We start from the raw sequence: 11,893 nt of genomic DNA on the forward strand, positions 1-11,893 counted from the left end.
GCTGAAGGCATCTAAGCGTGAAGCCCCCCTCAAGATGAGATATCCCATTCTTTAAAGAAGTAAGACCCCTTGAAGACGACGAGGTAGATAGGGCAGAGGTGGAAGTGCAGCAATGTATGCAGCTGACTGCTACTAATCGGTCGAGGGCTTGACCTGAGCATGAAAATGCAAACGGCGGAGTTGAAAAAAGGTTTTTGAGTTTTGTATATGCGGTTTTGAAGGTACGGTGTATCATTGTATCTATTCCTCCTTAGCTCAGTCGGTAGAGCATGCGGCTGTTAACCGCAGTGTCGTTGGTTCGAGTCCAACAGGGGGAGCTTTAAACTCTGTAAACATAATTGTTTATGGAGTTTTTTTGTATACGTATTTTTATATAGGTGAAGGACGTCAGTGACTGAAGCGGAGGGAGCGTATGAAATATAATAATAATGTGTTTAACCTTTCATTGCAGCAGATTCAGATCTTTCTAAAGTGCGTCCGCCTGAAAAATTACAGCCGTGTTGCCGCGGAATATAATTTTACTCCGAGCATGGTCAGCAAAACTATCAGTTCCATGGAATCCACACTGGGACTTCAGCTCTTTGTTCGGAAATACCATACGCTTATTCCGACACCTGCAGCCCGGGAACTTGCCGGTGACTGGACGCCGCTTCTGGAAATGATACTTCAAAGTCTGGAAAAGGCCCACACGATCCAGGAGGGATATGCCTCCAACATACGCATAGGGCTGCTGGATACAACGCAGACAGCAGCGTCCTATACAGTTTCCAGACTGGAGGAGAAGGCATCCAGAGAACTTTCGGAAAAAATCGTATGGGAACGCAGAGATATGCATGAGCTGACCGGTATGATCGAGGATAATTATTTCGATCTTATCATAACCTGGCTTCAGGAAAGTTCTTATTTTGACAACAAAAACATTCTATGGAAGGAGATTTTCCATTCGCAAAACGCGGTTTTTATTCATAAAAGTCATCCGCTGTTTTATGAGGAGGTTCATTCTTTTTCAGAATTTAAACAATATCCCTTTCTGACACTTTCACCTGCAGTTTATCCACATTACTATCATCTGCTGGAGAATGTCTGCAGGACACATGGGTTTACTCCCTTAATATCAGCCAGTGTCTCCAACACAAATTCTATCCGCTATAATCTTTCACTGGGAAAAGGACAGCTTCTGGCGGACGGTCTCATCTGTGACTGGGAATCCTCAGATATCAGAAAGGTGGAGCTGGAAGGATTAGGTGATTCCGGCCTCATCGTGGCCTGGAATCCGGATAACAGGAATCCTCTCATCAGTGAGATCATCCGGCTTCTGACTACATAACTGCATATTCTATAACCCCTTAAAAATGATGAAAAAACGGCACAGCACTGTGCTTTTTCATCATTTTTCTTTTACTGCCCTAAAGTTTATAATGAATATTAACAAGTAACCGGGTTTAATAAAGGAGGTAGTATAGAAATGACACAGTCTAAAATGACATTTTTATTGGAAAGATTGCAAACATTGCAGAATCTTGCTAACTGGCCGAATGCCAATGTACCTGTCACAGCGCTGGTGACGGAATATATTCCTGAGCTATGCAAAGTTCCTTATGATTATCTGTTCCGCGATGACGCAAAGGCCATGGCGGAATGTACACTTCTTGTACAGGATTATTTGAAACTGGATATCCTCACCGCAAATATGGATGTTTACAATTTTGAGGCAGAGGCCATGGGGGCTAAGATAAAATTTTTCCCGGATCACTGTCCTGATTTTGACCGGTCGGATTACTTTATCAAGGATGCTGCTGACCTGGATAAAATCAGGTTTGGGGGACTGGACCAAGGCCGGTTTCCATATCTGATCGAATACTGCAAAGCGTATAAGCATTATACCGGTGTGGATACCTTCCCGATCTTCTCCGCGCCTTGGACACTGGCGGGCAATCTGTATGGCATTGAGAATCTTATCATGGCGACCATAGAAGATCCGGAATTTGTCCATGAATTTCTCCGCCGTATTGTAGACGATTATCATGTACCCATGTTCCGCGCATTGAATGAAGCCATTCCCGGATTTGCCGAGATGGATTTTGTGGATGCTTTTGCATCCGTACCTATGGTAAATGTTCAAATTGTAGAAAAGTTCATACGGCCCTATCTGCAGCGTGAGCTGGATAAACTTAATATGCCGGGGATGCGGCTGATGGATACTGCCTTTTTCGGAACTGCTATGCTGGAGGGGGATGAGCGGAAACGTTTTGAGGACTTCATCATCTGGTCCAATGGCCGTTTTCTGTGTATAGACCCGGATGCCGCTTCTCTGGGAGCTGATTATGCAAGAGCCGTGGCTACTGAGCGCATGACAGCACTGCAGATAGGTATTTCTGCCACATATCTGGAGTTTGAGCCCATTGACAATATAACAGCACTTGTCCGGGACTATGTGCTGCAGGCAAAAGCAGGTCCCACGCCTGCCATATTCTTTTTCAACAATATTTCACCGAATACTGCGGAAGAAAAAATCCAGGCGGCAGTTTGGGCAGCAAAGGTTTATGGCGCACCCGGGGCAGATGATAAGACACCATACCAGATGCCAGAGTTTCTTTCCTTTGAAGAATTTCTGAAATACAAGCTGAAAAACAACCCGGAAGAGTATACTTTTGAATGGCTGAAGAAATCTGCGTATTCTTATCTGCTGTAAAGAAAATAAAAAGGACCAGCTGGGGGGCTGGTCCTTTTTGGAGAAGGTATTTCTTCTTATGGGGTGTAGCAAAAACTATATAATGTATTGGGGGTAATTTATTTATACTATATTTCAACAGATAAGTGTCAACAAAATTTTAAAAAAATCGAGAAAGAAATTGTGGATTTTTAAAAACAGGAAAAATCCATTGTGGGATTAGAACGTAAAAAGAGGATTTTTGGCCGTTTCATTATGCAATGTGAAAGCTGCAGCATCATGTAGAGCATATGGGGCAATGCAGGCAAATGTCATCTGCTCACTTCAGATCGGAATGAAGCAGAGGAGCACCTGAGCGGAAGGCAGTGGGCGTGACACCGTACTTCTCTCGGAATAATTTGGTGAAGTAGCTGGGGCTTTGGAAACCGCATTGGTCTGCAATCTCTATGATACTGCAGCTGCTCTCTGTAAGAAGGCGGAGGGACATGGCAAGTCTGTACTGCTCAAAATACTGGGTGGGAGTCAGACCAAGCACTTTCTTAAAATCCCTCTGGCATTCACGTTTGCATATATTAGCCTGTTTTGCAAGTTGTTCCACGCTGATGGATTCCTGGTAATGGCTGTGGAAATAGTCCAGCATTCGTTTTACCCGTTCCATCAGAAAAGAGGACCTGGCTTCTGTCTGCTGCAGTTCCCCGCTGTTATGTCTGAGGAGAAGCGTAAATACATTTGTCAGTGCCTCTCTCACGGTAAACTCGTATAATTCAGGTTTTGTTCTGCATACCGTGACTGCCTCTTTTATGGAGAGAGCAGCCTCTCTCTGCCAGTCCAGGTCCTTTCGGAAAGCAAAACCTGCCATGGAGGGACAGCGCATGAGGGGCAGTATGTATTTTTCATAAAAAATGCTCCCCACATCCCCATAGATCAGGCGGGGATGGAATACAATGTCACTTTCCTCATAGGGAATGCCCGATTCCTCAAAAAATGCGTGAGGAATGCCTGTATTAATGAAAAGTGCCTCCCCTTTACGGAGAGGAAAACGCCTGTTACCCACTGCACACTGCAGGGTTCCTTTGCTTAAATATACCAGTTCAATCTCTTCATGCCAGTGCCAGGGCACATCCCCCTGATTAGGACCGCTGCAGTACCAGGCACAGGGGAATGCCAAATTCCCGTGATTCTGCAGTTCTCTGCCTTTTTCATCCACACGTACTGTATTGTTGATCATTTTTACACCTCTGAATTTTTTCAGTATGTCGCTTTTTTTATAGTATAATACGTTATCATTATGGAAGCAATCCGCATTTTGATTTACAATATGCGGAGATATAAAATGTAAGACATAGGAGGAGTAGATGCATTATGACGTCATTATTATTGATTATTATCTATCTGGCATTTATCAGTCTGGGCCTTCCTGACTCTCTGCTTGGGTCAGCCTGGCCCAGTATGTACCGGGAACTGGGGGCTTCTGTTTCCTGGGCAGGAGTGATCACAATGATTATTGCCGCGGGAACCATTGTCTCCAGTCTGGCCAGCGATTTTCTCACCCGCAGGCTTGGTGCCGGTAAAGTTACGGCGATCAGTGTGGGAATGACTGCGGCGGCACTGTTTGGTTTTTCCATCAGCAATTCCTTCTGGCTTCTGTGCATCTGGGCAGTACCGTACGGACTCGGAGCGGGAAGTGTGGATGCAGCGCTGAATAATTTTGTAGCCCTGCATTATCCCGCCAGGCATATGAGCTGGCTGCACTGTATGTGGGGGCTGGGCGCCAGCATAGGCCCTGTGGTCATGGGATGGGCTGTGGCAGGCGGATTCAAATGGAACGGCGGATATCAGACCATTGCTGTCCTACAGGTAGCACTGACGGCGGTCCTGATCTTTTCCCTGCCTCTTTGGAAAAAGATGAAGAAAAGACAGATAAACGGCGAATCAGCAGATGCCGGAATAGACAAAGGTCAGCCGCCCCGCCATTATACTTTGCCGCAGCTTGTGAGGCTTAGAGGGGTGAAAGAGGTCCTGATCTGTTTCTTTTGCTATTGTGCACTGGAAAGTACGGCGGGTATGTGGGCAGCCAGTTACTGTACCTTATACCATGGAATTTCGCCTGAGCGGGCAGCACGCTGGGCAAGTCTATTCTATATGGGGATAACAGCGGGCCGGTTTGTCTGCGGTTTTATCACTATGAAGGTAAATGACCGCAATATGATACGTCTTGGACAGGCTGTAGCCGCGCTGGGGATTCTCTGCGTTCTCCTTCCCCTTGGAGGGAATGTCCTCTTTGTGGGGCTGATTCTGATCGGGTGCGGATGTGCGCCTATTTATCCGTCCGTTATACATGAGACGCCTGCCAACTTCGGAGCGGATTTAAGCCAGTCTGTCATTGGCGTGCAGATGGCTGCCGCCTATGTGGGAACCTGCCTGGTCCCGCCTTTATTCGGGCTTGTTGCACAGTATGTGAATATCGGGCTGTACCCTGTTTTTATGGCAGTGATCTTAGTCTTAATGGTGATCATGTCTGAAAAGCTGCATATTGCAGTGGGGCAAAGAGACGTCAAATTATGTACTTTGGAGGAGAATTGATCTCCTGCAGTTCACGTGCAGGGAACCATCAATGTTTTCCGGGAAATACTTGAGAAATGGAAAAAGACCAGCGGGGGAGCTGGTCTTTTTGGAGAAGGTATTTCTTCTTATGGGGTGTAGCAAAAACTATATAATGTATTGGGGGTAATTTATTTATACCTTATTTCAATGAAAAAGTGTCAACAAAAATCAAAAAAAATCCCGGCGTAAATTGTGGAATTTTGAAAATTGGAAAATTTTATTGTGGGAAAAGCCCAGAAAAAGGAATACATATAATAGGTAATTAGTCAGAATGGAAGATATCCGTATGCGTAGCAGTTGAATATGGGACAGGAATCGGTTATACTCTTGATTACAGAAAAACCGATGGGAGTGATTAGATGGCATATAAACAGGAATTGTGGGACGAGGCCCCAAAAAGATGCCGGCTGAATGAAGAGGACATGAGAATGGCAAAGGAAATGGGGGAGGCTGAATGATAAAACCAATCGTAAAAGATACTTTCTTCCTCAGCCAAAAATCAGAGCCGGCGGTGAGAGAGGACGGCGCTATTGTGAAGGATTTGCTGGATACCCTCCAGGCAAACAGGGAGCGCTGTGTGGGGATGGCTGCAAATATGATAGGGATTAAGAAAAGGATCATAGCAGTCCAAATGGGAGAAGTCAATCTTCCCATGCTCAACCCTGTCATCGTAAAGAAATCAAAACCCTATGAAACAGAGGAGGGCTGCCTTTCCCTGGAAGGAGTGAGAAGGACGACCCGGTATGAGACAATCGAGGTGGAATACAGGGATGCGAATTTTAAGAGATGTAAACAGCGCTATACAGGCTGGACAGCCCAGATCATCCAGCATGAGATTGACCACTGCGACGGCATTTTGATATAGGAGGACAGGCGTATGGAACCGAGGCTTAAACCGGGGGATATCGTGAAGAATTTTAAAAGAGAGACAGTAAATCCTGACAGTGATACCTATCTGTATCAAATCATGGCATTTGCCACACACTCGGAGACTGATGAGACGCTTGTGATCTATCAGGCGCTCTACAGGCCGTTTGGCGTATGGGCACGTCCCTACGATATGTTCATGAGTGAGGTGGACAGGGAAAAGTACCCGGAGATCAAACAGAAATACAGATTTGAGAAGGTAGAGCAGCGGCTTTTGACTATTTAGGGAAAGAACAGAACGTCAGAGGAAAGGTGTACTGTTATGAAATATATTGCAGTCATAGAGGATGACATTCCCATAGGGGATATGCTGGAAGAAATATTGAAAAAAGAGGGTTATGGAGTCATGCGTGCCTATTCAGGCACAGAGGCACTCCTTCTCCTGGCTCAAAAACAGCCCGACCTGGTTCTGCTGGATCTGATGCTTCCCGGATTATCCGGGGAGGAAGTCCTGCCGAAGCTTGACGGGCTTCCTGTCATTGTGGTGAGTGCAAAAGCGGGAGTGGATGACAAGGTGAATCTGCTGCTTGACGGGGCTGCGGATTATATTACGAAGCCTTTTGAAACCAGGGAACTGCTGGCGCGGATCACAGTACAGCTTAGAAAACAGTCCGCTGTGGTGAAAGATGCGGTGCTTGAGTATGACGGCCTCTGCCTCGATACCGCCGCCCATCAGGTCACTGCGGACGGCATGTCCGTGCGTCTGACAAAGACGGAATTTGCCATATTGAAGCTGCTGATGCAGAATCCCTCCCAGGTTATTACAAAATCCCGGATGCTGGATCTGATCAGCCAGGATACGCCGGATTGTATGGAAAGCTCCCTGAAGGTCCATGTAAGCAATCTGCGGCGGAAACTCAGGGAGATAAAGGATAGGGATTACATTGAGGCTGTGTGGGGAATCGGTTTTAAAATGCGGGAAATGTAATCTTAACCGTTTCTTAACTGTTTGCTTAACTGCTCTCTTAACCATGCCGTGCTATCATGACTGTATCAAATAAAGGAGGCATTGTTATGGAGTATGTTCTGAGTACAGAAAACTTAACAAAACAATATAAAGATTTTAAAGCACTGGACCATCTGACCATGCATGTGGAAAAAGGAGCTATTTACGGCTTCGTCGGAAGAAACGGAGCGGGAAAGACCACTTTGATCCGGCTGATCTGCGGCCTGCAGAGCCCAACATCCGGGGAGTATTCCATTTACGGAAAAAAGTACACATCCGGGGATATCCTGCAGATGCGTCGCAGAATGGGAGCGGTGGTTGAAAATCCATCCATTTATCTCGATATGACGGCTGAAGAAAATATCCGGGAACAGTATGCGATCCTGGGCCGCCCTACTTATGAGGGAATCACAGAACTGCTGGAACTGGTGGGGCTTTCGGGCACAGGCAGGAAAAAGGCCAAGAATTTTTCCCTGGGGATGCGTCAGCGTCTGGGGATTGCCATTGCCCTTGCGGGTGATCCTGATTTTCTGGTGCTGGATGAACCGGTAAACGGGCTGGACCCCCAGGGAATCGTGGAGATGCGGGAGCTGATCCTGAAGCTGAACCGGGAATACAGGATCACGGTGCTGATTTCCAGCCATATTCTGGATGAACTGTCCAGGCTTGCCACCCATTATGGATTTATCGACCAGGGAAGGATCGTGAAGGAGATCACGGCAGGTGATCTGGAGTCTGCCTGTAGAAAATGCATGCACCTGACCGTATCAGATATGCGGTCCCTGATTCGTGTGATGGACGAAAAGAAGATAGAATACGCGGTGACATCTGATCAGGAGGCTGACGTATATGGAGACTGGAATGTCACAGAGCTTATACAGAGCCTGGCCGAACAGGGATGCATCGTATATAAGGTTACAGAAAAGGATGAGAGCCTGGAGAGCTACTATATCAATCTAATAGGGGGTGGCAGCCATGCGTAAGCTCCTTCATGCAAATTTTCTGCGCCTGAAAAAGGATAAATATTTCTGGACCGGGATAGTGGTCATGGCTCTGTATGCGATCGCTGACTGTGCAGGCCAGTACAACAATATGACGAGATATGAGATGACAGTCAGCTATGACGGTGTATTTTTTGCTTCGCATATGGTCATTGGGATGCTCATCGCAGCATTCTGCAGTCTGTATATCGGAACAGAATACAGTGATGGAACGATTCGTAATAAACTGATCGCGGGGTGTGACAGGAAAAGCATCTATCTGTCAAATTTTATAACATGTACGGCAGCAGGGGTCATGATGAACACAGTCTATATGCTGGTGGCAGGAATCCTGGGGATACCGTTGTTTGGATTTTTTGAGAGCAGTATGGGAGCTGTTCTTATGAATCTGCTGAACAGTGTGCTTATGACAGCAGCTTTTACAGCAGTCTTCACTATGCTCTCCATGCTGAACCAGAATAAGGCGCTGGTGGCAGTCATCAGTATGATCGGGGTTTTTGCGGCAATCATACTGGCGCTCTATATTGCCATGAAACTGGGAGAAAAGGAGTTTGTGGATGGTGCTGTCATGTCAAAGACGGTTGGGGATACCACTACGCAGACAATACAAAAAATCCCTAATCCCATGTATCTGAAGCCTGCCCAGAGAGCTGCGCATCAATTTGTGCTTGATTTGCTGCCTACAGGGCAGAGTCTGCAGATTGCGTCGCTGTCTGTAAGGAATCCATGGACTCTGGGAGCTTATTCCCTTATTATTACGGGTGTGGTAAATATTGTGGGCGTTTTTTGTTTTAAGAGAAAAGATTTGAAATAGAGGAAAAAGATATGGTCTGTCTGCTTGGTGTTCTGTGCGCAGTCCTTGCGCTGTTTAATTTTATATTGTGGATAAAGATTGCCGGTTATCGGAAGGCAGCAGATGAAATCTGCGAAGAAATGGAGGCAAGGCTGGGCAGAGACACCAATGTAGGGATTGATATCAGCATTTCAGACCATAAAATGCGCCGGCTTGCGGCTGAGATTGACAGACAGATGAAACTTCTCAGAAAGGAACAAATCCGTTATCTGCAGGGCGATAAGGAGCTTAAGGAGGCAGTGACAAATATTTCCCATGACCTGCGCACACCGCTTACTGCGGTCTGCGGATATATGGAACTGCTGGAAAGGGAAGATACATCAGAGAAGGTGCAGACATATCTGGGAATCATACAGGAGAGAATCGACAGACTGAAACAGCTTACAGAAGAATTGTTCCGGTATTCTCTGGTAATGTCTGTTCATCAATATGAAGAAAAAGAGGTTGTGAGTCTGAACCAGGCGCTGGAGGAGTGTATCGCGGCTTATTACGGTGCGTTTAAGGATAAGGGAATCACACCGGATATCAGGATACCAGAGAGGAAGATAGAACGGCTGCTGAATAAAGCGGCTCTTTCCCGTGTCCTGGAAAATATAATCGGGAATGCACTGAAGTACAGTGACGGGGACCTGAGGATTATTCTGATGGAAGATGGAAAGGCAGTGTTCTGCAATCACGCGGCGGAAATGAATGAAGTATTGGCAGAGAAGCTATTTGACCGTTATTACACTGTGGAGAGCGGAAAAAATGCTACGGGGCTTGGCCTGTCCATTGCCAGACTGCTGACAGAGGAGATGGGAGGCCGTATGGGAGCGGCCTTTGAACATGGGGAGCTGAAGATTTGGGTTGCGTTCAGATCCCCTGTTTAATGCTCCAGAAGTTTATTTAAATCCTCAATGGACGCCCCCATTTTTACTGAAACTTCATCCATGCTCATCCCGGATGTGAGAAATCGGTTTATGACCATTTTCATATCCTCTCCCACTTCGATCATATGTCCGTCCGGATCATAAAATCGAACAACACGCTGTCCCCAGTCGTGTTCCATGACTTCACTTAAATATTCAATATGGGGATACTGCCTCAGCTTGTCTAAGAATCCGTCAAAGTCCTGCTCCTCAAAGCAAATCTCCATATTATTGGACTTTTTTCCTATGCTTTCTTTTGGCAGATTGACAAGCCAGTCAAAATCTTCCTGCAGTGCCAAACCGCAGGTAAACGAAATGTTCCTGCCGTAATCCTGATATAATTCCAAACCGAATAAATCTTCATAGAACCTTCTGGCTGCATGGATATCTGCCACTGAGATAACGATACAAGTGTGCTTCATGATAAGTTTTCCTTTCTGTTAGTTGTTATATAATCTGCTGTACTGTTTCGGGGTGACTCTGGCGTACTTTTTGAAAAAGTTAGTAAAATGGCTTTGACTGCTAAACCCCAGTTGATAAGTGATATCAGCCAGATCCTTTCCTTCTCTCAGCATTTTTTTCGCTTCTGTCATTCTGAGACATTCAATAAAGCGATAGGGGGATATGCCTTTTTCCCGGGTGAACATCCGCAGAAAATGATATTTGCTGAGCCCGGAAAGACGACTTAGATCCTGTAAGGTGATCGTATGCATATAATTGCATTCCATATAATCGCAGACACGGGCAGTGATACAGGAGGCATCGGCATGTTCCTTTGGCAGCGGTTTGGAAAAATCAGAAACCAAGTCACCAAGGATCAGGTAAAGCAGCTCCTCTTTCTGGAGAATGTCACACGATCCGTCTGTGATCAAACCGATGAGTTCCTCCATCTGCGCAGCCAGATCACTTTGGCAGATGACCTGCGGCTCAAAATACGGACAAACATCAAATCCAAGACACTCCACCATCAACTCCTGCATACGCGCAGCGGTAATGTGAACACATCTGAAATCCAAAAGTTCCTTTTTCAATTCCAGACAAGCGTGATTATCATTTGGATTAAAAAGAAGTAAGTCGTTCTTTTCCACAATATATTCTTTGGACTGGCATATCACACGTCTGCTTCCGCTGGCTATATAGCCCAACTCATAATAATCATGAAAATGATTGGGCAGTTTCTCTACTTCTCCTGCAAGTGTCAATACTTCTATATTCAATTGTTTATCTAATATTATTTTTCCCATAGAATGATTCATTTTAATACCTCTGCGCAGTATTTCCTCTTTATTATAGTTAGTATTATAACATTTTTCTTGCAGATTATTGCGGTTTCAAGTGGATTTTAGATATGTTTCGGTGTTCGGCGGGGCAGTGGGTACAGCTGTATTTCCTATATACCCATGGGAAACTTAGCAATGGTTCCACATGCTTTGCGGATAGAAGGGAGGAAAACGCCAAATTTTATATGTAATATAAGGCGGTGTGACTGTGATTTCTTCATGCTTTACAGATAATTTGAAAGCTTTCTTGTGTTTTATTATGTAATCCGGAAGTGCTAGTCCATATTATCTGTTCATTTTACAGATAATGCGGAGGAGAACATTGGCTTTAGTGGGTAATCATATGTTTTTTTTGCTGTTTGTTCTTTTCTTACAGATAACTTAAGAAAAAGTTTTTGATGCTATATGTAAATCTGAAAAAACGCTCCGGCAGACATTATTATATTATGCGTTGATGGAACATAGGTTCTTTTCAGATGAGATCAAGTGTAAGCGGCATAACCGCAAAGAAAGATTTTATCAAAAAATAAAATTTATTGTTGACACCAGTATCTTCCTGTGCTATTATAATCTAGCTGTCGCCGATAAGTGACAGAAAACATCATAATATTTCAAAGGATTTGACACAATTCTGAAAATTATGAAAAAAGTTGTTGACAAACAGCAGAACCTGTGATAAGATAAACAAGTTGCTGCAAGAGCG

The 11,893-nt window shown here is 45.2% G+C and carries 12 protein-coding genes, 1 tRNA gene and 1 rRNA gene; 11 read left to right on the forward strand and 3 right to left on the reverse strand.

Annotation, left to right across the window (positions count from 1 at the left end; all coding sequences use genetic code 11):
• The 4 genes from MUB35_RS29850 to MUB35_RS29865 form a co-directional block, all read left to right on the forward strand.
• Window positions 1–156 (forward strand): 23S ribosomal RNA (locus MUB35_RS29850); the annotation flags it as partial.
• Window positions 157–244: 88 nt separating this feature from the next.
• Window positions 245–317, forward strand: a tRNA-Asn gene (locus MUB35_RS29855).
• 95 nt (window positions 318–412) lie between these two features.
• Window positions 413–1,327 carry a LysR family transcriptional regulator gene (locus tag MUB35_RS29860; protein WP_054353814.1) on the forward strand — a complete coding sequence of 305 codons (915 nt, stop codon included), beginning with the start codon at window positions 413–415 and terminating at the stop codon, window positions 1,325–1,327.
• Between the two features lie 138 nt (window positions 1,328–1,465).
• Window positions 1,466–2,692: a uroporphyrinogen decarboxylase family protein gene (locus tag MUB35_RS29865; RefSeq protein ID WP_148394057.1), complete on the forward strand. Its 1,227-nt coding sequence runs from the start codon at window positions 1,466–1,468 to the stop codon at window positions 2,690–2,692.
• Between the two features lie 298 nt (window positions 2,693–2,990).
• On the opposite strand, the gene MUB35_RS29870 is transcribed toward MUB35_RS29865, so the two are convergent.
• Window positions 2,991–3,899 (reverse strand): AraC family transcriptional regulator, encoded by a 909-nt coding sequence (locus MUB35_RS29870; RefSeq protein ID WP_033143143.1) that lies wholly within the window; start codon window positions 3,897–3,899, stop codon window positions 2,991–2,993.
• A 134-nt stretch (window positions 3,900–4,033) separates the two neighbouring features.
• Here MUB35_RS29870 and MUB35_RS29875 point away from each other — a divergent pair, with 134 nt between their 5' ends.
• The 7 genes from MUB35_RS29875 (at window position 4,034) to MUB35_RS29905 (ending at window position 9,871) form a co-directional block, all read left to right on the forward strand.
• Complete coding sequence (locus tag MUB35_RS29875) at window positions 4,034–5,254, forward strand: MFS transporter (protein ID WP_033143142.1); 1,221 nt, start codon at window positions 4,034–4,036, stop codon at window positions 5,252–5,254.
• Between the two features lie 475 nt (window positions 5,255–5,729).
• Complete coding sequence (locus MUB35_RS29880) at window positions 5,730–6,140, forward strand: peptide deformylase (RefSeq protein WP_227212160.1); 411 nt, start codon at window positions 5,730–5,732, stop codon at window positions 6,138–6,140.
• A gap of 12 nt (window positions 6,141–6,152) precedes the next feature.
• A complete protein-coding gene (locus tag MUB35_RS29885) occupies window positions 6,153–6,428 on the forward strand; it encodes a DUF1653 domain-containing protein (RefSeq protein ID WP_033143140.1) in 276 nt (91 codons plus the stop codon).
• Window positions 6,429–6,464: 36 nt separating this feature from the next.
• Window positions 6,465–7,130: a response regulator transcription factor gene (locus MUB35_RS29890; protein WP_033143139.1), complete on the forward strand. Its 666-nt coding sequence runs from the start codon at window positions 6,465–6,467 to the stop codon at window positions 7,128–7,130.
• An 86-nt stretch (window positions 7,131–7,216) separates the two neighbouring features.
• Window positions 7,217–8,131 (forward strand): ATP-binding cassette domain-containing protein, encoded by a 915-nt coding sequence (locus MUB35_RS29895; protein WP_054353818.1) that lies wholly within the window; start codon window positions 7,217–7,219, stop codon window positions 8,129–8,131.
• A complete protein-coding gene (locus MUB35_RS29900) occupies window positions 8,124–8,963 on the forward strand; it encodes an ABC transporter permease (protein WP_033143137.1) in 840 nt (279 codons plus the stop codon). Before MUB35_RS29895 ends, MUB35_RS29900 begins: the two co-directional genes overlap by 8 nt.
• An 11-nt stretch (window positions 8,964–8,974) precedes the next feature.
• Complete coding sequence (locus MUB35_RS29905) at window positions 8,975–9,871, forward strand: sensor histidine kinase (protein WP_054353820.1); 897 nt, start codon at window positions 8,975–8,977, stop codon at window positions 9,869–9,871.
• On the opposite strand, the gene MUB35_RS29910 is transcribed toward MUB35_RS29905, so the two are convergent.
• Complete coding sequence (locus MUB35_RS29910) at window positions 9,868–10,332, reverse strand: VOC family protein (RefSeq protein WP_033143135.1); 465 nt, start codon at window positions 10,330–10,332, stop codon at window positions 9,868–9,870. The two genes, MUB35_RS29905 and MUB35_RS29910, sit on opposite strands and share 4 nt — an antisense overlap.
• Before the next feature lie 18 nt (window positions 10,333–10,350).
• Entirely contained in the window at window positions 10,351–11,166 is an 816-nt protein-coding gene (locus tag MUB35_RS29915; RefSeq protein ID WP_033143134.1) for an AraC family transcriptional regulator, read from the reverse strand.
• Window positions 11,167–11,893: the final 727 nt, after the last annotated feature.

The sequence above is a fragment of the Blautia sp. NSJ-175 genome, from assembly GCF_022867815.1.
GTDB lineage: Bacteria > Bacillota > Clostridia > Lachnospirales > Lachnospiraceae > Blautia > Blautia celeris.